This window comes from Variovorax sp. MPBD4-3 (genome assembly GCF_058809745.1).
The window spans coordinates 102,701-124,397 of the sequence record NZ_JBXASW010000003.1; the positions used below are offsets into that span (position 1 = coordinate 102,701).

Below are 21,697 nucleotides of genomic sequence, written 5' to 3' on the forward strand. Positions count from 1 at the left end.
TCAGGCAAAAGTGCGCACGTCGACGAAATGGCCGTGCACGGCGGCGGCGGCGGCCATGGCCGGGCTCACGAGGTGGGTACGGCCGCCGGCGCCCTGGCGGCCTTCGAAGTTGCGGTTGCTGGTCGATGCGCAGCGCTCGCCGGGTTCCAGGCGGTCGGCGTTCATGGCCAGGCACATCGAGCAGCCGGGCTCGCGCCATTCGAAGCCCGCGGCCTTGAAGATCACGTCGAGGCCTTCGCGCTCGGCCTGTTCCTTCACCACGCCCGAGCCGGGCACGACCATGGCCAGCTTCACGTTCTTCGCGACCTTCTGGCCCAGCTTCTTGACCACGGCGGCGGCTTCGCGCATGTCTTCGATGCGGCTGTTGGTGCACGAGCCGATGAACACCTTGTCGATGAAGATGTCGTTCATGGCCTTGTTGGGCTCCAGGCCCATGTAGACCAGCGCGCGCTCGATGGCGCCGCGCTTGCTCGCGTCCTTCTCCTTGTCGGGATCGGGCACGCGGCCGTTGATCTCGACCACCATCTCGGGCGAGGTGCCCCAGGTGACCTGCGGCTGGATTTGCGTGGCGTCGAGCTCCACCACCGCATCGAACTTCGCGCCCGGGTCGGACTGCAGTGTGCGCCAGTAGCTCACGGCCTGCTCCCATTCCACGCCGGTGGGCGCGAGCGGGCGGCCCTTGACGTAGCTGATGGTTTTCTCGTCGACCGCCACCAGCCCGGCGCGCGCACCGGCCTCGATGGCCATGTTGCAGACCGTCATGCGGCCTTCCATGCTCAGGTCGCGAATGGCCGAGCCGGCGAACTCGATGGTGTAGCCCGTGCCGCCGGCAGTGCCGATCTTGCCGATGATGGCCAGCACGATGTCCTTGGCCGTGCAGCCCAGCGGCAGCTTGCCCTCGACCTTCACGAGCATGTTCTTCGCCTTCTTGCCCAGCAGCGTCTGCGTGGCCATGACGTGCTCGACCTCGCTGGTGCCGATGCCGTGCGCCAGCGCGCCGAACGCGCCGTGCGTGGAGGTGTGCGAGTCGCCGCAGACGACAGTCATGCCCGGCAGCGTCGCGCCCGATTCGGGGCCGATCACGTGCACGATGCCCTGGCGCTTGCTCAGGAACGGGAAGAACGCGGCGGCGCCGAATTCGGCGATGTTGTGGTCCAGCGTGGTCACCTGTTCCTTGCTGGTCGGGTCGGCAATGCCTTCGTAGCCGCGCTCCCAGCCCGTGGTGGGCGTGTTGTGGTCGGCCGTGGCCACGACCGAGCTGATGCGCCACAGCTTGCGGCCGGCTTCGCGCAGGCCTTCGAAGGCCTGCGGGCTGGTGACTTCATGCACCAGGTGGCGGTCGATGTAGAGGATCGCGGTGCCGTCTTCCTCGGTATGGACGACGTGTTCGTCCCAGATCTTGTCGTAGAGCGTGCGTGCCATGTCGGTCTCTTTGTCTTTCGTGGGGAAATGGATTGTCAGTGTGTGCGGCTGCAATGTGGGTTCAGGCCGCGAGTTGTTCTGCCGCGTCCGCGGCGGCGTGCAGGTGGTTCACCAGCGACCGCGCGGCCACCGGCAGGGTGGAGAAATCGCGCGCCACGAGGCGGATCTCGCGTGCCGCCCACGCGTCGTTCAGGGCGATGCTCGCCAGGCCGCGGCCGATGCCGTTCCGCATCAGCTCGAAGGCGCGCTGCGGCATCACGCCGATGCCCAGGCCGTTCTCGATCATCCGGCACATGGCGTCCAGGCCCGTGACGTGGATGCGCAGCTTGATGCTGCGCCCGGCATTCAATGCCGCCTCGTGCATGGCGACGTAGATCGAGCTGTTGGTGTGCAGGCCGACGTGGTCGAAGTCGAGCGAGTCGATGAAGTCGATGGCGCCTCGTGCGGCCAGCAGGTGGCCGGTGGGCACGATGAGCGCAAGGCGGTCATGCCGGTAGGAAAGGCTCTGCAGCTCGCCCGCGCCGCCGGCCACGTGGCACACGCCGAGGTCGGCCGCGCCTTCCTGCACCGCGCGGATCACCTCGCTGCTCAGGTGCTCCTCGAGGTCGATCTTGATGGCCTCGTGCGCCCGCGTGAAAACGCCCAGGTCTTCAGGCAGGAACTGCACGATGGCCGAAATGTTGGCATGCACCCGAACATGGCCGCGCACGCCGTCGGCGTATTCGCTGAGCTCCCCCTGCATCTTCTCGAGGCTGTAGAGCACCGAGCGCGCATGGTGCAGCAGGCTTTCGCCGGCCGGCGTGAGGTCGACGCCGCGCGCATGGCGGTAGAGCAGGGTGGTGCCCAGCGTGGCTTCGAGGTCGGACAGCCGCTTGCTGATGGCCGACGCCGCGATGAACTCGCGCTCCGACGCGCGGCCGATGCTGCCCAGTTCGCAAACGGCCACGAACAGCTGCAGCGACGTGAGGTCGATGCGGCGGGCGAAGTTGCGTTCTGAGGTGCTCATGGGGCTTGGGCATCGCGGCTGGCGATGAGTTGCCTATTTTCTTCTTGTTTTTCCCTTGAAGCCATCGTGATATGCGATGACCTCAGTGCCCGCTGGCGAAGAGCCTCGGACGGCAGTGGCCTCCAAACGAAAAAAGCTGCCCGGAGGCAGCTTTTTCAAAGGTCGAGCAGCGCTCGATCAGCGAGCCGAGATCGGCTTCACGTCACGCTTCGGCGAGCCTTCGAACAGCTGGCGCGGGCGGCCGATCTTGTACTCGGGGTCGCCGATCATTTCGTTCAGCTGGGCGATCCAGCCGACCGTGCGGGCCAGCGCGAAGATCGCGGTGAACAGCGGCACCGGGATGCCGATGGCGCGCTGCACGATGCCCGAGTAGAAGTCGACGTTCGGGTACAGCTTGCGCGACACGAAGTACTCGTCTTCCAGGGCGATCTTTTCCAGTTCCTTGGCGAGCTTGAACAGCGGGTCTTGCTCCAGGCCCAGCTCGGTCAGCACTTCGTTGCAGGTTTCCTGCATCAGCTTGGCGCGCGGGTCGTAGTTCTTGTACACGCGGTGGCCGAAGCCCATGAGCTTGACGTTCGAGTTCTTGTCCTTGACCTTCTTGATGAACTCGCCGATCTTCTCGACGCCGCCTTCCTTCTGGATGTCGTACAGCATGTTGAGTGCTGCTTCGTTGGCGCCGCCGTGGGCCGGGCCCCAGAGGCAGGCCACGCCGGCCGCGATGGCCGCGAAGGGGTTCGTGCCCGACGAGCCGCACAGGCGCACCGTCGAGGTCGAGGCGTTCTGCTCGTGGTCTGCGTGCAGGATGAAGATGCGGTCGAGCGCGCGCTCGAGCACCGGGTTCACCTTGTACTCCTCGCAGGGCGTGGCAAACATCATGTGCAGGAAGTTGCCAGCGTAGCTCAGGTCGTTCTTCGGGTACATGTACGGCTGGCCGATCGTGTACTTGTACGCCATGGCCACGAGCGTGGGCATCTTCGCGATCAGGCGGATCGCGGCGATCTCGCGGTGCTCGGGATTGTTGATGTCCGTGCTGTCGTGATAGAAGGCCGACAGGGCGCCCACGAGGCCGGTCATGATGGCCATCGGGTGGGCATCACGGCGGAAGCCGCGCAGGAAGAACTGCATCTGCTCGTTCACCATGGTGTGGTTCGTCACGACCTTGGTGAAGTTTTCCTTCTTGGCCTGGTCCGGCAGTTCACCGTACAGCAGCAGGTGGCAGGTCTCGAGGAAGTCGCAGTTGGTGGCCAGCTGCTCGATGGGGTAGCCGCGATACAGCAGTTCGCCCTTGTCGCCGTCGATGTACGTGATGGCCGACTGGCAGGCGGCGGTCGACATGAAGCCCGGGTCGTACGTGAACATGCCGGTCTGTGCGTACAGCTTGCGGATGTCGATCACGTCGGGGCCCACGGTGCCCTTGTAGATCGGCAGATCGACGCTGTCGCCGCCGTTGCTGAACGACAGCGTGGCCTTGGTATCGGATGCTTTCATTTCGGTTTACTTTCAGAGGTGGATTCAGGACGAAGGAGAAATTGCGGGCCGCTGCGCACCGTCGGTGCGCATCAGCTGCAGCAATGCGACCACCTCGGCCCCGGCCCATTCGGGCTCGGGCTCCTTTCTGCACAGAAGGAGGTCGAGGAGATCGTTGTCCGACAGGTCCATCAGTGTCTCCATCGCTCCCGCCTGACCCACGGTCATGCGGGATTCGTGTCGCTCGAAGAAGCGGGCGATGAACAGGTCGTTCTCGAGCAGTCCGCGCCGGCAGCGCCATTTCAGCTTGCTCAGCGCACGTTCGCTGAGCGGCTGGTCGAGGTCGGCGGCGGGTTGCATGGTGGCGTCTCTAGGCAATATGGATCAGGGATCAGATGGCGCGGCGCACCATCAATTCCTTGATCTTGCCGATGGCCTTGGTCGGGTTCAGGCTCTTCGGGCACACGTCCACGCAGTTCATGATCGTGTGGCAGCGGAACAGGCGGTACGGGTCTTCCAGGTTGTCCAGGCGCTCGGCGGTGGCTTCGTCACGGCTGTCGGCGATGAAGCGGTAGGCCTGCAGCAGGCCGGCCGGGCCCACGAACTTGTCGGGGTTCCACCAGAAGCTCGGGCAGCTCGTGGAGCAGCTCGCGCACAGGATGCACTCGTACAGGCCGTTGAGCTCCTCGCGCTCTTCGGGCGACTGCAGGCGCTCCTTCTCTGGCGGCACGCTGTCGTTCTGCAGGTACGGCTTGATCGAGTTGTACTGCTTGAAGAACTGCGTCATGTCCACGATCAGGTCGCGGATGACGGGCAGGCCCGGCAGCGGCTTGAGCACGACGGTGCCCTTGAGCGTGTTCATGTTGGTCAGGCAGGCCAGACCGTTCTTGCCGTTGATGTTCATCGCGTCGGATCCGCAGACGCCTTCGCGGCACGAACGGCGGAACGACAGCGTCGGGTCCTGCGCCTTGAGCTTCATCAGGGCGTCGAGCAGCATGCGCTCATGGCCGTCGAGTTCGATCTCGACGGTCTGCATGTAGGGCTTGGCGTCCTTGTCCGGGTCGTAGCGATAGATCTGGAATGTGCGCTTCATCGTATGTTCCTAATTTTTAGAATGTCCGGACCTTCGGGGGCACCGAGGCGACCGTCAGGGGCTGAAGCTTGACCGGCTTGTACGACAGGCGGTTGTCTTCGCTGTACCAGAGCGTGTGCTTCATCCAGTTGGCGTCGTCGCGGCCGAGCGGCGCGACCGGGTCGTCCGCCGGGCGTTCGTAGTCTTCCACCGTGTGCGCGCCGCGGCATTCCTTGCGGGCTGCTGCGGAAACCATGGTGGCCTGCGCCACTTCGATCAGGTTGTCGACTTCCAGCGCTTCGATGCGGGCGGTGTTGAACACCTTCGACTTGTCCTTCAGGCCGATGGCCTTGACGCGCTCGCGCACGGCGGCGATCTTGACCACGCCTTCGTCCATCGAGGCCTGCTTGCGGAACACGGCGGCATGCTGCTGCATGACGGCGCGGATCTCGCCGGCCACGTCCTGGGCGTATTCGCCGGTGGTGGTCGACTCGAGGCGGTTCAGGCGCTCCAGCGTGCGGTCGGCCGCATCGTTGGGCAGGGGCTTGTGTTCCTTGAGCTTGTCGTTGAACTCGACGATGTGGTTGCCGGCCGCGCGGCCGAACACCAGCAGGTCGAGCAGCGAGTTCGTGCCCAGGCGGTTGGCGCCGTGCACGCTCACGCAGGAGCATTCGCCCACGGCGTAGAGGCCGTTCACCACGGCGCTGTTGTCCTCGCCCTTCTGCACCACGACCTGGCCGTGGATGTTGGTGGGGATGCCGCCCATCTGGTAGTGGATGGTCGGCACGACGGGGATCGGTTCCTTCGTGATGTCGACGTTGGCGAAGTTGACGCCGATTTCGTACACCGACGGCAGGCGCTTGTGGATGGTGTCGGCGCCCAGGTGGTCGAGCTTGAGCAGCACGTAGTCCTTGTTGGGACCGCAGCCTCGGCCTTCCTTGATTTCCTGGTCCATGGAGCGCGAGACGAAGTCGCGCGGCGCCAGGTCCTTCAGCGTGGGCGCATAGCGCTCCATGAAGCGTTCGCCGTTGCTGTTCAGCAGGATCGCGCCTTCGCCGCGGCAGCCTTCGGTCAGCAGCACGCCCGCGCCGGCCACGCCGGTCGGGTGGAACTGCCAGAACTCCATGTCCTGCAGCGGGATACCCGAGCGTGCAGCCATGCCGAGGCCGTCGCCGGTGTTGATGAAGGCGTTGGTCGAGGCCTGGAAGATGCGGCCCGCGCCGCCGGTGGCCAGCAGCACGGTCTTGGCCTGCAGGATGTGCAGGTCGCCGGTTTCCATTTCGAGGGCGGTCACGCCGACCACGTCGCCTTCGTCGTCACGGATGAGGTCGAGCGCCATCCATTCGACGAAGAACTGGGTGCGGGCTTCGACGTTCTTCTGGTAGAGCGTGTGCAGCATCGCGTGGCCGGTGCGGTCGGCCGCGGCGCAGGCGCGTTGAACGGGCTTCTCGCCGTAGTTTGCGGTGTGGCCGCCGAACGGACGCTGGTAGATGGTGCCGTCGGGGTTGCGGTCGAACGGCATGCCGAAGTGTTCGAGCTCGTACACGACCTTCGGTGCTTCGCGGCACATGAACTCGATCGCGTCCTGGTCGCCGAGCCAGTCGGAGCCCTTGATCGTGTCGTAGAAGTGGTAGTGCCAGTTGTCCTCGCTCATGTTGCCGAGCGAGGCGCCCACGCCGCCCTGGGCAGCGACGGTGTGCGAACGGGTCGGGAACACCTTGGAGAGCACGGCCACGTTGAGGCCGGCACGTGCGAGTTGCAGAGAGGCGCGCATGCCGGAGCCGCCGGCACCGACGATCACGACGTCGAACTTGCGCTTGGTGATTTTTTCTTTTGTGTAGGTCATGGTGGGGTCAGATCTTCCAAAGCACTTGAATGGCCCAACCCGCACAACCGACAAGCCAGACGATGGTGAAAATTTGCAGCACGAGACGGATGGCGACGGGCTGGACGTAGTCCATCCACACGTCGCGCATGCCGACCCACACGTGGTAGAGCAGGGCGACGATCACGGAGAACGTCAGCACCTTCATCCACTGCGCCGCGAAGATGCCGGCCCAGAGGTCGTAGCCGATGGGGCCGCGGGTGAAGATCAGCTGTGCGAGCAGCACGATCGTGAAGAGCGCCATCAGGCCGCCCGTGATGCGCTGGCTGAGCCAGTCGCGAAGACCGTAGTGCGCGCCGACGACGATGCGCTTGGAGCCGTAGTTCACAGACATGGTTGGCTCCTTCTCAGTACAGGCCGAACAGCTTGGCGCCCAGCACCAGCGTGAGGATGATGCTCGCGCCCAGCGTGAAGAGGGCGGAGGTGTGGCCGAATTCCTTGGTCACCGCGGAGTGGCTCACGTCCATCCAGAGGTGGCGCAGGCCGGCGATGAAGTGGTGCAGGTAGGCCCAGATGAGCGCGAGCGCGACGAGCTTGAAGAACCAACCCGGGGCGAAGCCGATGCCGACGTTGAAGGCGCCCTTGAATTTCGCGAACGAATAGTCGGACGACAGCGACGTGTCGAACATCCAGATGATGAACGGCAGCAGCAGGAACATGAGCACGCCGCTCACGCGGTGCAGGATCGACACGATGCCTGCCGGCGGAAGCCGGTAGGTCGTCAGATCGGTGAATGCGTTGATGTTCCGGAATTCGCGGCGCGGTGGCCGGGGAGAATTTGCAAGCTCTGTCATGAGGGGAGGGCTTTCGTGGCTTGGATGACTTGTTCTGAGAGCGAACGCTTTTGTTTCTTATGCGGAAGTGCAAACAACACAAAATTCTATTGCAATGCACCATCGGGCAGCGGACGCGCATGAGTCAGCGCACCGTTGCAGTCGGATGCTATTGACTTCGTAGCACGCGGTGCATGTTGCGCGCGCACGCTGGCGCGCCGTGATTCGGCCTTTGTCTGCATCGGGGTCAGCCCAGCTGGTTCCTGTAGTGGTGCGTGTCGGTGCGATAGAGCCCGCGGCGCAATTCCATGGGCATGTCATGGTAGGTGTGCGCCACGCGTTCCACGCTCAGCAGGGGCATCTGCGGCGTGACGTCGAGCAGCGCGGCCTGTTCGGCATCGGGCAGCACGGCGCGGATTTTTTCTTCGGCACGGACCATGCGCACGCCGAACTCGGTTTCGAACAGCGCGTACATCGGCCCCGGCCACGCGCGCAGCCGCTCGGCCGTGAGGCCCTTGAAGGGCGTGCCGGGCAGCCAGAGGTCTTCGAGGATGGTCGGCACGCCGGCGTAGGCCAGCACGCGGCGCACCTGCAGCACGGCGTCTCCGGTGCGCAGGCCGAGGGCGCGGGCCACGTCGGCCGACGCGCGCAGGCGCTTGCAGTCGACGATGGTGCGCACCGCGGGGCCTTCGCTGCTGGGATCGCCGGCATCGGGCACGAGCTTGAGGAAGCGGTACTGCACGTGCTGCTCCGCATGCGTGGCGACGAAGGTGCCCTTGCCCTGGCGGCGCACCACCAGGTTTTCGGCCGAGAGCTCGTCGATGGCCTTGCGCACCGTGCCCTGGCTCACCCGATAGCGCACGGCCAGGTCCATCTCGCTGGGGATGGGCTCACCCGGCTTCCACTCGCCCGCCTGCAGGCTCTGCAGGATCAGGGTCTTGATCTGCTGGTAGAGCGGACTGAAGGACGGCGTCGCGGGCTCGTCGAGTGTTGTGGGCGTGTTCATGGCAGCGGTGGGGTGCGCCGTGGCGGTGCCCCCGAGGATATCTTATATAAGACATAAGACGGGGCTTATTGAATCGGCTTAAAATGCGGCCGGTCTCGCGCTGCGGGAAGGTATTTCACCCCGCAGAACCCTGGCGCCCCACGAGAGCGCCGACACCGTTTCATCACCTTCTGGAGTCTTCCCATGAGCAAAAAACCCGTCCGCGTTGCCGTCACCGGTGCCGCCGGCCAAATCGGTTACGCCCTGTTGTTCCGCATCGCATCCGGCGAAATGCTCGGCAAAGACCAGCCGGTCATTCTGCAACTGCTCGAAATCCCCGACGAGAAGGCCCAGAAGGCGCTCAAGGGCGTGATGATGGAACTCGACGACTGCGCATTCCCGCTGCTGGCCGGCATGGAAGCCCACGGCGACCCGATGACCGCCTTCAAGGACGCCGACTACGCACTGCTGGTCGGCTCGCGTCCCCGCGGCCCCGGCATGGAACGTGCCGAACTGCTGGCCGTCAACGGCGCCATCTTCACGGCGCAAGGCAAGGCCCTCAACGCCGTCGCCAGCCGCAACGTCAAGGTGCTCGTGGTCGGCAACCCGGCCAACACCAACGCCTACATCGCCATGAAGAGCGCACCCGACCTGCCGCGCAAGAACTTCACCGCCATGCTGCGCCTGGACCACAACCGCGCCGCCAGCCAGATCGCCGCCAAGACCGGCAAGCCCGTGGCCGACATCGAAAAGCTCACCGTGTGGGGCAACCACTCGCCCACGATGTACGCCGACTACCGCTTCGCCACCATCAACGGCGAAAGCGTCGCCAAGATGATCAACGACCAGGAATGGAACGCCAACGTGTTCCTGCCGACCGTCGGCAAGCGCGGCGCGGCCATCATCGAAGCCCGCGGCCTGTCGTCGGCTGCCTCGGCTGCCAACGCCGCCATCGACCACATGCGCGACTGGGCCCTGGGCACCAACGGCAAGTGGGTCACCATGGGCATCCCGTCGGACGGCCAGTACGGCATTCCGAAGGACGTGATGTTCGGCTTCCCCGTCACCTGCGAAAACGGCGAATACAAGCTGGTCGAAGGCCTCGAGATCGACGCATTCAGCCAGGAACGCATCAACAAGACGCTGGAAGAGCTCGAAGGCGAACGCGCCGGCGTTGCCCACCTGCTGTAAGCCATCCGCAGCATGCTCGACTGGAACCCCGCGCTCTACCGTCGCTACGAGGACGAGCGCACCCGCCCCGCACAGGAACTCCTGGCGCGGGTGCCGCTGACCGAGGCGGCCCGCGTGGTCGACCTCGGCTGCGGCCCGGGCAATTCCACCGAGCTGCTGGTTCACCGGTTCCCGAAGGCGCAAGTCACCGGGACCGACAACTCCGAAGCCATGCTGGCCAGCGCGCGCGAGCGCCTGCCGCAGGCGCGCTTCGAGTTGAGCGACATCGCGACCTGGGCGCCGCGTTCTCCGGAAGAAGCGCCCGACCTCATCTATGCCAACGCGTCCCTGCAGTGGGTGCCCGATCACGAAAAGCTGATCCCGCGCCTGTTCGACGCGCTGGCCCCGGGCGGCGTGCTCGCCGTCCAGATGCCCGACAACCGCCAGGAGCCCACGCACCGGCTGATGCGCGCCGTGGCCGCCGAAGCGCCGTGGGCCGAGCCCATCGGCGACGCCGACAGGCTGCGCACCCGGCTGCTCGACCTGGCCGGCTACTACGACCTGCTGGCGCCGCGCGCCGCGCACGTCGATGTCTGGCACACCATCTACCAGCACCGCATGGCCGACGCCGCATCCATCGTCGAATGGGTGCGCGGCACGGGGCTGAAGCCTTTCGTCGATCGCCTGGAGCCGGCGCTGCAGGCCAGCTATCTGGCCGAATACGAACGACGCGTGAACGAGGCCTACCCGCCAAGGACCGACGGCAAGCGGCTGCTCGCGTTCCCGCGCATGTTCTTCGTCGCGCAGAAGGGCGGCAACGCATGACCAACGCCGTGCACCCAGCCCAGGTGCTGCTCGGCGCGCAGGCCGGCGCCGTGACGCTGCCCGTGTGCGACCACTACAGCGGCGTCGAAGCGCGCATGAAGAAGAGCCTCGCGCTCCAGGCCGAGATGGCCGAGGAGTTCGGCGCCTGCGTGTTCGACGTCACCCTCGACTGCGAGGACGGCGCCCCCGTGGGTGGCGAGGCCGAGCACGCCGCGCTCGTCACCGAGCTCGCGCTGGCCGCCAGGCCCGGTATGCGTGTGGGTGTGCGCGTGCACCCGGTCGATCATCCGGCGTTTGCCGGCGACGTGGTCACCATCGCCGGGCGCGCCGGGCACCGCCTGAGCCACCTGATGGTGCCCAAGGTCGAGTCGGTGGCCGATGTGTTGCAGGCTGTGTCCGCGCTCGAGGCGGCCGACGCCGGCGCGCTGCCGCTGCATGTGCTGATCGAGTCGCCGCTGGCAGTGCACAACGCCTTCGAGATCGCCGCGCATCCGCGCGTGCAGTCGCTGAGCTTCGGCCTGATGGACTTCGTCTCGGCCCACGCCGGCGCCATTCCCGCCGAGGGCATGGGCGCGGCGGGGCAGTTCAGCCATCCGCTGGTGGTGCGGGCCAAGCTGGCCATCGCTTCGGCCGCGCATGCCTACGGCAAGGTGCCGTCGCACTGCGTGGTCACCGAGTTCAACAACACCGACGCCATGCGCACGGCAGCCCGCAAGGCGGCCACCGAATTCGGCTACACGCGCATGTGGAGCATCCACCCGAATCAGATCCGGCCGATCCTCGAAGCCTTCGCGCCCGACGAGGCGCAGATTCAAATTGCCACAAAAATCCTTGTAAAGGCGGCAGCCGCGGATTGGGCGCCGACACAAATTGATGGCACATTGCACGACCGCGCGAGCTACCGCCATTTCTGGCAGGTTCTGACACGTGCCCACGCAACAGGGCGCGCGTTGCCCCCCGAGGCGAAAGCCTGGTTTGCGCTCGCGGCCTCCTGAAACCACCCGAACCCAGCCTCAAGGAAACCCACACATGAAGAAAATTGCCCTGATTGCAGCTGTCGCACTGGCTCTGCCCCTGGCCGCAATGGCCCAGGACGCTGCCAAGCCGGCTGCAAAGCCCGCCGCCAAGGCAGCTTCCTCCAGCACGGCGAAGGCCCCTGCCAAGAAGCACCAGGTCACGCGCAAGGCCGCCAAGGCCGTCGAGGAAGTCACGCCCATCAACACCGACACCGACGTGACGCTCTCCGAGGCCGACCTGGCCGTGGCGCAGCGCGTGTCCATCGGCAAGGCCCAGTGCGAACTCGGCGCCGACGTGACCGTCACGCCCGACGACAAGAAGCCCGGCTTCTTCACCGTCAGCACCAAGGGCGCGAAGTACCGCATGCACCCGGTCGAAAGCCGTACCGGCGCCATCCGCCTCGAAGACCCGCGTGCCGGCGCCATGTGGCTCCAGCTCGGCAACAAGTCGATGCTGATGAACCAGAAGGCCGGCCTGCGCCTTGCCGACGAATGCCAGACCGAAGCCCAGGTCGCCTTCGCCGCAGAAATGAAGAAGAACCCACCCAAGGCGCTGTTCGACGGCGCCGACGGCGAGAAGAAGTAAGCGTACCGAGCGCGGGGTGCGGTGCGGCTCTTGCTTGACCGCACCGCATTCCCGCAAGACCAGTTTCCGGAGAAAAGAAGATGTTGCAAGCCTACGTTGACCATGTTGCCGAACGCGCCGCGCTCGGTATCCCGCCGCTGCCCCTGAGCGCGAAGCAGACCTCTGAAGCGATCGAGCTCCTCAAGAGCGCGAACGCCAAGGACGGCGCCTTCCTGCTGGACCTGCTCACCTATCGCGTGCCCGCCGGCGTCGACGACGCGGCCAAGGTCAAGGCGAGCTACCTCGCGGCCGTGGCGCACGGCACCGAGAAGAGCGAGTTCATTTCGCGCGCCCGCGCGACCGAACTGCTCGGCACCATGCTCGGCGGCTACAACATCAGCCCCATGATCGACCTGCTCGACGACGCCGAAGTGGGCGCCGTGGCGGCAGAGGGCCTGAAGAAAACCCTGCTGATGTTCGACCAGTTCCACGACGTCAAGGAAAAGGCCGACAAGGGCAACGCCAACGCCAAGGGCGTTCTGCAGAGCTGGGCCGACGCCGAGTGGTTCACCAGCCGCCCCGAAGTGCCCGAGAGCATCACCGTCAGCATCTTCAAGGTGGCTGGCGAAATCAACACCGACGACCTGTCGCCCGCACCCGATGCGACGACCCGTCCCGACATCCCGATGCACGCCCTGGCGATGCACAAGAACGCGCGCCCCGGCATCGTTCCCGAGGAAGACGGCAAGCGCGGCCCGGTGAAGTTCATCGAAGACCTGCGCGCGCGCGGCCACCTCGTGGCCTACGCCGGCGACGTGGTCGGCACGGGTTCGTCGCGCAAGAGCGCCACCAACTCGGTGCTGTGGTTCACCGGCGAAGACATTCCCTACGTGCCCAACAAGCGCTTCGGCGGCGTCTGCCTCGGCGGCAAGATCGCTCCCATCTTCTACAACACGATGGAAGACTCGGGCGCGCTGCCGATCGAACTCGACGTCACGCAGATGAACATGGGCGACGTGGTCGAGCTGCGCCCCTATGAAGGCAAGGCGCTGAAGGACGGCAAGGTCATCGCCGAATTCCAGGTCAAGAGCGACGTGCTGTTCGACGAAGTGCGCGCCGGCGGCCGCATTCCGCTGATCATCGGCCGCGGCCTGACGGCCAAGGCGCGCGAAGCGCTGGGCCTGCCCGTTTCCACGCTGTTCCGCCTGCCGCAAAGCCCTGTGGACACCAAGAAGGGCTTCTCGCTCGCGCAGAAGATGGTCGGCCGCGCCTGCGGCCTGCCCGAAGGCCAGGGCGTTCGCCCGGGCACCTACTGCGAACCCAAGATGACCTCGGTCGGCTCGCAGGACACCACCGGCCCGATGACGCGCGACGAACTGAAGGACCTGGCCTGCCTGGGCTTCTCGGCCGACCTCGTCATGCAGTCGTTCTGCCACACGGCGGCGTACCCCAAGAAGGTCGACGTCAAGATGCACCACGAACTCCCCGAGTTCATGGCCAACCGCGGCGGCGTGTCCCTGCGTCCGGGCGACGGCGTGATCCACAGCTGGCTCAACCGCCTGCTGACGCCCGACACCGTGGGCACCGGCGGCGACAGCCACACCCGCTTCCCCATCGGCATCAGCTTCCCCGCGGGCTCCGGCCTCGTGGCCTTCGCGGCCGCCACCGGCGTGATGCCGCTGGACATGCCCGAATCGGTGCTCGTGCGCTTCAAGGGCAAGATGCAGCCCGGCGTCACGCTGCGCGACCTGGTCAACGCGATTCCGCTGTATGCCATCAAGTCCGGCCTGCTGACGGTCGAGAAGAAGGGCAAGAAGAACATCTTCTCGGGCCGCATCCTCGAAATCGAAGGCCTGCCCGACCTGAAGGTGGAACAGGCATTCGAGCTGAGCGACGCCTCGGCCGAACGCTCGGCCGCCGGCTGCACGGTGCACCTGAACAAGGAACCGATCATCGAGTACATCAACAGCAACATCACGCTGATGAAGTGGATGATTGCCGAAGGCTACGCCGACGCTCGCACGCTGCAGCGCCGCATCGCCGCGCAGGAAGCCTGGCTCGCGAACCCGCAACTGCTCAAGGGCGACGACGACGCCGACTACGCCGCCGTCATCGAGATCGACCTGGCCGAGATCCACGAGCCCATCGTGGCGTGCCCGAACGACCCTGACGACGTGAAGACGCTGAGCGACGTGGCCGGTGCCGCGATCGACGAAGTGTTCATCGGTTCGTGCATGACCAACATCGGCCACTTCCGCGCCGCGTCGAAGCTGCTCGAAGGCAAGCGCGACATCCCGGTCAAGCTGTGGATCGCCCCGCCGACCAAGATGGACGCGCAGCAGCTCACCGAAGAAGGCCACTACGGCGTGTTCGGCAATGCCGGTGCCCGCACCGAAATGCCGGGCTGCTCGCTGTGCATGGGCAACCAGGCACAGGTGCGCGAAGGCGCGACGGTCATGTCGACCAGCACGCGCAACTTCCCGAACCGCCTGGGCAAGAACACCAACGTGTACCTCGGCTCGGCCGAACTGGCCGCCATCTGCTCGCGCCTGGGCCGCATCCCGACGCGCGAGGAATACATGGCTGCTTCGGGCGTGCTCGACGCCTCCAGCGCGCAGATCTACCAGTACCTGAACTTCGACAAGATCGAAGACTACAAGGGCGTGGCGGACTCGGTCACGGCCTGATCTCCGCGGCTCGGCCCGCGCCACTGAAGAAGCCCCGCCAGCCGGGGCTTTTTCTTGCGCGCTCCATTCATGGGCGCATCGGCGGAAAGCGGAAGTAATCGCGGTGCAGGGCAGCCGCGGCCATGACGTGCTGGTCGATGGGACCGATGCTCTTGCTGATCGGCCCAGGCGCGACCGTCTCCGACACACGGCTTCGCACTTGGCCGGCCCGCGCGGCCCGTTACAAGCCTCAAGAATCGTGTCAATCCGCGCGCGTTCGTCGCGGAAGGAGACGCACCATGCCGCTGGCGACACTGATCGGCCGATGGGCCATGAAGCCATTCTCGAAGGCGCTGCCGCCGCTCGGAGACACCGAGCGGGCCGCGCTGGAGGCCGGCACCGTCGGCTTCGAGGGCCAGTTGTTCGCGGGGCGGCCCGATTTCGACGCGCTCTCGGCCATGGGGCCGAACCGGCTCACCGAACGCGAACAGGCCTTTCTGGACAACGAGGTGCGCACGCTGTGCCACATGCTGGACGACCACGCCATCGACCAGGCGCGCGACCTGCCGCCCGAGGTGTGGCGCTTCCTTCGAGAGAAGCGCTTCTTCGGAATGATCATTCCCGAGGAGTTCGGCGGCCTCGGCTTCAGCCACTTCGCGCACGCCACCGTGGTGACGCGCATTGCCACCGTCAACACCGCCACGGCTGTCACGGTCATGGTGCCCAACTCGCTCGGCCCGGCCGAACTGCTGCTGCGCTACGGCACCGATGCGCAGAAGGACCACTACCTGCCGCGCCTCGCGGATGGCCGCGAGCTGCCGTGCTTCGGCCTGACCTCGCCCTACGCGGGGTCTGACGCGGCGTCGATTCCCGATCGTGGCGTGGTGATCGAGCGCGAGTTCGAAGGCCGCATGACGCGCGGCTTCCTGGTCGATTTCGACAAGCGCTACATCACGCTCGCGCCGGTGGCCACCGTGGTCGGGCTGGCTTTTCATGCCGTTGACGAGAGCCGGCCCGAGGGCCAGCGCGAGCTGGGCATCACCTGCGCGCTGATTCCCGTGCCGCACGAGGGCATGGAGATCGGCCGGCGCCACCGGCCGATGGACAGCGCCTTCATGAACGGCCCGATCCACGGCCGGCAGGTGTTCGTGCCGATGGACTGGATCATCGGCGGCGAGAAGCAGGTCGGGCAGGGCTGGCGCATGCTGATGGAGTGCCTGGCCGCGGGCCGCGCCATCTCGCTGCCGGCGCTGGGCTCGGCGATGCAGCAGACCGCGCTCTACGTGAGCAACGGCTACGGCCAGATCCGCGAGCAGTTCGGCATGCCGGTCGGCAAGTTCCATGCGGTGGCGGGGCTGGTGGCGCAGATGTCCGCCGAGCTCTATGCGACCGACGCGGCACGCCGCTACACCGCGGCGGCGCTCGACAAGGGTGAACGGCCCAGCGTGGCCAGCGCCATTCTCAAGGTGCAGCTGACCGAGGCGGGGCGGCGCGCGGTGAACCACGGCATGGACATCCTCGGCGGCAAGGGCATCATCTCGGGCCCTTCGAACCTGCTCGGCGTGGCTTACCGGCAGGCGCCGATCGCGATCACGGTGGAGGGCGCGAACATCCTCACGCGCGCGCTCATCGTGTTCGGGCAGGGCGCGGTGCGCTGCCACCCGCACGTGCTCGACGAAATGGCCGCCGTGCAGGCGGGCGACGAAACCGCGCTGGGCAAGGCGCTGATGGCGCACGGCAGGCACGTGGCCGTCAACCTGTGGCACAGCCTGTTCGGCGCGCCGGTGCTGGGCCAGCCGCCCGAAGACCTGCTGCCGGAGGCACGGCTGGTCGCGCGCATGAGCGCCAAGTACGCGCTCACCGCCGACCTTGCAATGGGCATGCTCGGCGGCAAGCTCAAGCGCATGGAGCTGCTGTCGGCAAGGCTCGGCGACGTGCTCGCGCACCTGTACCTGGCCAGCGCGTGCATCTGGCGCTACCGCGTCGACGGGGCGCCCGAGCTGCTGCCGTTCGCGCAGGCCGCAATCCGGATGCAGCTCGACGAGGCCGGCAAGATATTGCGCGACCTTTACGCCAACCTGCCGACCGCCGGCCGGCGCGTGATCGGCGCGATGGTGCTGCGCCGCACCGCGCACCTGGCGCCGTTGCGCGATGTGCAGCTGATCGCACTGGCCGACCTGCTGCGCAAGAACCCGCGCATCATCGAGCGCCTGGCGCCCGACCTCAGCGAGCCCGCGCCCGGCGGCCTGCGCGACCTGATGCATGCGATGGAGCTTTCGGTGCAGCTCGGCGACACCACCGCCGCGCTCAACAAGGTGCTGCGCCGCACGAATTCGCTGGAAGAGGCGGCCAGTTCGGCGCCGGATCCCGAACTGGCTCTCGCCTACCTGAAGGCCGCCGACAAGGTCATCCAGGTGGACGACTTCGAAGGCCCGCCGCGCGGCGCGGACGGCAGGGCCGATCTCAATCCGCCTGCGGCGTGGACTGCGCCAGCTGCGCCGCCAATGCAACCAGCGCCGCAGCCGTCTGCTCATCGGCCGGAAAGAACGACTCCACCGCGAGTTCCTGCAATGTGACGTCGACCGGCGTGCCGAAGATCGTGATGGTGCTGATGAAGCTCAGCACGCCGCTCGGCATGACGACCTGGAAGGGCACCGCCACCGCCGACAGCGCGGTGTCGAGCGCCGGGGCGTCGTGGCTCACGGCGGGCGGCGGGTAGGCCGCGAGTTCGTCGTGCAGCGACTGCAGCACCGCGTCGCCGGTGGCCGCGATCTGCTGCTGGAGCCGCTCGAGCAAGTGGGTGCGCCACTGCGCGAGGTTGGCGATGCGCGGTGCCACGCCGTCGGGGTGCAGGCTCAGCCGCAGCACGTTGATGGGCCGCTTCAGCAGTTCGGGCGCGGCGCCTTCCATCAGCAGCGGCACCAGCGCGTTGTGCGCGACCAGGTTCCAGTGGCGGTCCACGGCCAGCGCGGGAAAGGGCTCGTGTCCCTTCAGCACCAGGTCGATGGCGCGGCGCGCGGAGGCCATGGCCGGGTCGTCGAGCGAGCGCTGCCGGTACATCGGCGCGAAGCCCGCCGCCACCAGCAGCGCATTGCGCTCGCGCAGCGGCACCTTCAGCCGTTCGGCCAGCCGCAGCACCATTTCTCGGCTGGGGGCGGCGCGGCCGGTTTCCACGTAGCTCAGATGGCGGGTCGAGACTTCGGCTTCCTGGGCCAGGTCGAGCTGGCTCAGGCGGCGGTGGGTGCGCCAGTGCCGCAGATGGACGCCGAACGGGTCGCGCGCGCCGGGGCGGTCGGCCTTGGACGAATGGGAGCGGATGGAGTTCATGGAGCCGCATTCTGGCGCGCTGGTGGCGCGGCGCCATGACCTCGGAGGTCATCGACGCGGTGCGCCGCCGCCGGGATCATTGGCGCCGTACCACCCCGGTACTACACCAAGGAGAACCGCATGTCCGTCTTCGCATCCCCCCGTTTCCTGCCCAACGTGATGTGGGCCGATGCCGCCTCGTGCGCCGCGACCGGCGCGCTGCAGGTGGCCTTCACCGACGCGCTGGCGCGGCTGACCGGCCTGCCGGCGCCGCTGCTCATGGGCACGGGCGTCTTCCTGCTGGCCTATGCGGCAATGGCCGCCTTCATGGCCAGCCGCAGCACGCCGCCGCGCGGGTTGATCGGCCTTGTCGTCGCGGGCAATTTCGGCTGGGCCGCGGCCTGCATCGCACTGCTGGTGAGCGGCGTGTTCGCGGTCAGTGCGCTGGGCATGGCATGGGTGCTGGCCCAGGCGGCCTGCGTGGTCGTGCTGGCCGAACTGCAATGGACCGGCCTGCGCCGCACGCGCAGCGGTGCGCGAATGGCCATGGCCTGAAATGCCGGCTGCCCATTCGGAAAAGCGGGGGCGAGCCGAGTCCCCCGACTACAGCCACTGACATCGATCCCTGCTATCTTTGAGAGGCTTCCACGAACCAACAGGAGTCCTCTATGGCCAAAGCACCGGCGCATGCCTTTGCGTCCACCCTCAAGACCTTCAAGACAGCATCCGGCAAGTCCGGCAAGTACTGGTCCCTGAAGGAGCTGGCCAAGCAATACCCGACCGTCGACCGCCTGCCGGTTTCCATTCGCATCGTGCTCGAATCGGTGCTGCGCAATTGCGACGGACAGAAGGTGTCGGCCAAGCACGTCGAAGAGCTGGCCCACTGGGCGCCCAACGCCGAGCGCACCGACGAAATTCCCTTCGTCGTCACCCGCGTGGTGCTGCAGGACTTCACCGGCGTGCCGCTGCTGGCCGACCTGGCCGCCATGCGCAGCGTGGCCGCCAAGCTGGGCAAGTCGCCCAAGACCATCGAGCCGCTGGTGCCCGTCGACCTGGTGGTCGACCACTCGGTGATGGTCGACTACTACGGCACGCCCAAGGCGCTCGACCTGAACATGAAGCTGGAATTCCAGCGCAACAACGAGCGCTACCAGTTCATGAAGTGGGGCATGCAGGCCTTCGACACCTTCCGCGTGGTGCCGCCGGGCTTCGGCATCGTGCACCAGGTGAACCTGGAGTACTTTGCGCGCGGCGTCTACAAGAGCCCGTACGACGACGGCGACAAGCCCACCTACTACCCCGACTCGCTGGTGGGCACCGACAGCCACACCACCATGATCAACGGCATCGGCGTGGTCGGCTGGGGCGTGGGCGGCATCGAGGCCGAGGCCGCCATGCTGGGCCAGCCGGTCTACATGCTGACGCCCGACGTGGTGGGCTTCGAGCTCACCGGCAAGCTGCGCGAAGGCGTCACCGCCACCGACCTGGTGCTGTACGTCACCGCCATCCTGCGCGCCGAGAAGGTGGTGGGCAAGTTCGTGGAATTCTTCGGTCCCGGCGCCGCATCCATCGCCGTGCCCGACCGCGCGACCATCGGCAACATGGCGCCCGAATACGGCGCGACCATGGGCTTCTTCCCGGTCGACGAAATGACCGTGGCCTACTTCGAAGGCACCGGCCGCACCAAGGAAGAGGTCGAGCGCTTCGAGGCCTACTACAAGGCGCAGGGCCTGTTCGGCATGCCTGCCCCGGGCGACATCGACTACACCAAGGTTGTGCGACTGGACCTCGGCACCGTGTCGCCCAGCCTTGCCGGCCCGAAGCGTCCCCAGGACCGCATCGACCTGGGCCACCTGTCCACCAAGTTCTCGGAGCTTTACAGCAAGCCCAACGACGCCAACGGCTTCAACCAGCCGGCGGACAAGCTCAAGGTGCGCTATCCGCTGGTGGCTGCCGGCAAGGGCAGCGATGACGAGGCGGCGTCGCCGCCCGCGGGCGCGCCGCTCGACGTGGTCGAGATGGTGGCAAACCGCTCCACCAAGGCCGCCGCGCACGTGAGCGCCACCGCCCCTTCGGCGCCCAAGGGCGAAGTGACCATCGGCAACGGCGACGTGCTGATCGCCGCCATCACCTCGTGCACCAACACGTCCAACCCGAGCGTGATGCTGGCCGCCGGCCTGCTGGCCAAGAAGGCGGTGGAAGCCGGCCTAACCGTCAAACCGCACATCAAGACCTCGCTGGCCCCCGGCTCGCGCATCGTGACCGAATACCTCGAGAAGGCCGGCCTGCTGCCGTACCTGGAGAAGCTGGGCTTCTACCTCGCCGGCTACGGCTGCACCACCTGCATCGGCAACGCCGGCGACCTCACGCCCGAGATCAACGAAGCCATCACCAAGAACGACCTGATCGGCGCGGCCGTTCTGTCGGGCAACCGCAATTTCGAGGCGCGCATCCATCCGAACCTGAAGGCCAACTTCCTGGCCTCGCCGCCGCTGGTGGTGGCCTTCGCCATCGCCGGCAACGTCATGACCGACCTGATGACCCAGCCCGTGGGCAAGGGCAAGGGCGGCAAGGACGTCTACCTGGGCGACATCTGGCCCACGCCGAAGGAAATCGACGACAACCTGCGCCATGCCATGAACGCCAAGTCGTTCCGCGCGAACTACGACAAGGTGAAGACCGATCCGGGCAAGTTCTGGACGAGCATCAAGGGCACCAACGGCCAGGTCTACGACTGGCCCAAGTCCACCTACATTGCCGAGCCGCCGTTCTTCGAGGGCTTCAAGATGAAGCCGCACGCGTCGGACGCGGGCTTCAAGGGCGCGCGCATCATGGCGCTGTTCGGCGACTCGATCACCACCGACCACATCTCGCCGGCCGGCTCGATCAAGGAAAGCTCGCCCGCGGGCATCTGGCTGAAGGCAAACGGCGTGGCCAAGGCCGACTTCAACAGCTACGGCTCGCGCCGCGGCAACCATGACGTGATGATGCGCGGCACTTTCGCCAACGTGCGCATCAAGAACCTGATGATTCCGCCGGACGCCAACGGCACGCAGGAAGAGGGCGGCGTCACGCGGTTCCAGCCCGGCAACGAGAAGATGTTCATCTACGACGCCGCCATGAAGTACATGGAGCAGGGCGTGCCCACCGTGGTGTTCGGCGGCGAAGAGTACGGCACCGGCTCGTCGCGCGACTGGGCCGCCAAGGGCACGCAGCTTCTGGGCATCAAGGCCGTGGTGGCGCGCAGCTTCGAGCGCATCCACCGCGCCAACCTGGTCGGCATGGGCGTGCTGCCGCTGCAGTTCCGCGGCGCCGATTCCTGGCAGACGCTGGGCCTCACGGGCGACGAGAAGATCGACGTGGTGATCGGCAGCGAACTCAAGCCGCAGATGGACGTGAAGCTGGTTGTTCACCGCCCCGACGGCACGCACCAGGAGGTGACGGTGCGCCTGCGCATCGACACGCCGATCGAGGTCGACTACTACAAGCACGGCGGCATCCTGCCGTTCGTGCTGCGGCAGCTGCTGTCGGCCTGATGC

18 protein-coding genes are annotated in these 21,697 nt (G+C 66.5%); 8 read left to right on the forward strand and 10 right to left on the reverse strand.

The genetic code is table 11. From position 1 onward, the window contains the following. From leuC to AC1RVW_RS02565, 9 genes are all read right to left on the reverse strand, one after another. Complete coding sequence (gene leuC, locus AC1RVW_RS02525; protein ID WP_081270666.1) at positions 1 to 1,422, reverse strand: 3-isopropylmalate dehydratase large subunit; 1,422 nt, start codon at positions 1,420 to 1,422, stop codon at positions 1 to 3. 61 nt (positions 1,423 to 1,483) lie between these two features. Continuing rightward, entirely contained in the window at positions 1,484 to 2,428 is a 945-nt protein-coding gene (locus AC1RVW_RS02530; protein WP_493197823.1) for a LysR substrate-binding domain-containing protein, read from the reverse strand. A gap of 177 nt (positions 2,429 to 2,605) precedes the next feature. Then, positions 2,606 to 3,916 carry a citrate synthase gene (gene gltA, locus AC1RVW_RS02535; RefSeq protein ID WP_081270664.1) on the reverse strand — a complete coding sequence of 437 codons (1,311 nt, stop codon included), beginning with the start codon at positions 3,914 to 3,916 and terminating at the stop codon, positions 2,606 to 2,608. Between the two features lie 24 nt (positions 3,917 to 3,940). Continuing rightward, complete coding sequence (locus AC1RVW_RS02540; RefSeq protein WP_081270663.1) at positions 3,941 to 4,255, reverse strand: FAD assembly factor SdhE; 315 nt, start codon at positions 4,253 to 4,255, stop codon at positions 3,941 to 3,943. Between the two features lie 31 nt (positions 4,256 to 4,286). Next, positions 4,287 to 4,988, reverse strand: a complete 702-nt coding sequence (locus AC1RVW_RS02545) for a succinate dehydrogenase iron-sulfur subunit (RefSeq protein WP_081270662.1) — start codon at positions 4,986 to 4,988, stop codon at positions 4,287 to 4,289. Between the two features lie 16 nt (positions 4,989 to 5,004). After that, entirely contained in the window at positions 5,005 to 6,813 is a 1,809-nt protein-coding gene (gene sdhA / locus AC1RVW_RS02550; RefSeq protein ID WP_081270661.1) for a succinate dehydrogenase flavoprotein subunit, read from the reverse strand. 7 nt (positions 6,814 to 6,820) lie between these two features. After that, positions 6,821 to 7,186, reverse strand: a complete 366-nt coding sequence (gene sdhD, locus AC1RVW_RS02555) for a succinate dehydrogenase, hydrophobic membrane anchor protein (RefSeq protein ID WP_081270660.1) — start codon at positions 7,184 to 7,186, stop codon at positions 6,821 to 6,823. Between the two features lie 13 nt (positions 7,187 to 7,199). Further along, complete coding sequence (gene sdhC, locus AC1RVW_RS02560) at positions 7,200 to 7,646, reverse strand: succinate dehydrogenase, cytochrome b556 subunit (protein ID WP_493197826.1); 447 nt, start codon at positions 7,644 to 7,646, stop codon at positions 7,200 to 7,202. Between the two features lie 226 nt (positions 7,647 to 7,872). After that, entirely contained in the window at positions 7,873 to 8,631 is a 759-nt protein-coding gene (locus tag AC1RVW_RS02565; protein WP_106935286.1) for a GntR family transcriptional regulator, read from the reverse strand. 183 nt (positions 8,632 to 8,814) lie between these two features. On the opposite strand from AC1RVW_RS02565, the gene AC1RVW_RS02570 reads away from it, so the two are divergent. The 6 genes from AC1RVW_RS02570 to AC1RVW_RS02595 all read left to right on the forward strand — a co-directional run bounded on the left by AC1RVW_RS02570 (position 8,815) and on the right by AC1RVW_RS02595 (position 17,428). Continuing rightward, positions 8,815 to 9,801, forward strand: a complete 987-nt coding sequence (locus AC1RVW_RS02570; RefSeq protein ID WP_081270657.1) for a malate dehydrogenase — start codon at positions 8,815 to 8,817, stop codon at positions 9,799 to 9,801. 12 nt (positions 9,802 to 9,813) lie between these two features. Beyond that, positions 9,814 to 10,605, forward strand: a complete 792-nt coding sequence (gene tam, locus AC1RVW_RS02575; protein ID WP_106935285.1) for a trans-aconitate 2-methyltransferase — start codon at positions 9,814 to 9,816, stop codon at positions 10,603 to 10,605. After that, positions 10,602 to 11,600: an HpcH/HpaI aldolase/citrate lyase family protein gene (locus AC1RVW_RS02580; protein WP_493197829.1), complete on the forward strand. Its 999-nt coding sequence runs from the start codon at positions 10,602 to 10,604 to the stop codon at positions 11,598 to 11,600. The genes tam and AC1RVW_RS02580 overlap by 4 nt, the downstream gene beginning before the upstream one ends. A gap of 34 nt (positions 11,601 to 11,634) precedes the next feature. Beyond that, complete coding sequence (locus tag AC1RVW_RS02585; protein WP_106935283.1) at positions 11,635 to 12,207, forward strand: hypothetical protein; 573 nt, start codon at positions 11,635 to 11,637, stop codon at positions 12,205 to 12,207. Between the two features lie 80 nt (positions 12,208 to 12,287). Beyond that, positions 12,288 to 14,873, forward strand: coding sequence for a bifunctional aconitate hydratase 2/2-methylisocitrate dehydratase (locus AC1RVW_RS02590; protein WP_081270653.1), 2,586 nt, complete (start codon positions 12,288 to 12,290; stop codon positions 14,871 to 14,873). A gap of 278 nt (positions 14,874 to 15,151) precedes the next feature. Beyond that, entirely contained in the window at positions 15,152 to 17,428 is a 2,277-nt protein-coding gene (locus AC1RVW_RS02595) for an acyl-CoA dehydrogenase (protein WP_493197832.1), read from the forward strand. Here the strand turns inward: AC1RVW_RS02595 and AC1RVW_RS02600 are convergent. Then, positions 17,316 to 18,179: a helix-turn-helix domain-containing protein gene (locus AC1RVW_RS02600; protein WP_493197834.1), complete on the reverse strand. Its 864-nt coding sequence runs from the start codon at positions 18,177 to 18,179 to the stop codon at positions 17,316 to 17,318. The genes AC1RVW_RS02595 and AC1RVW_RS02600 overlap by 113 nt on opposite strands. Positions 18,180 to 18,299: 120 nt before the next feature. On the opposite strand from AC1RVW_RS02600, the gene AC1RVW_RS02605 reads away from it, so the two are divergent. Together AC1RVW_RS02605 and AC1RVW_RS02610 are read left to right on the forward strand one after the other, a co-directional pair. Beyond that, a complete protein-coding gene (locus AC1RVW_RS02605) occupies positions 18,300 to 18,713 on the forward strand; it encodes a hypothetical protein (protein WP_493197836.1) in 414 nt (137 codons plus the stop codon). A gap of 113 nt (positions 18,714 to 18,826) precedes the next feature. Then, the gene (locus AC1RVW_RS02610) at positions 18,827 to 21,694 is read left to right on the forward strand and encodes an aconitate hydratase (protein WP_493197838.1); all 2,868 of its coding nucleotides are present in this window, start codon (positions 18,827 to 18,829) and stop codon (positions 21,692 to 21,694) included. Positions 21,695 to 21,697 lie beyond the last annotated feature (3 nt).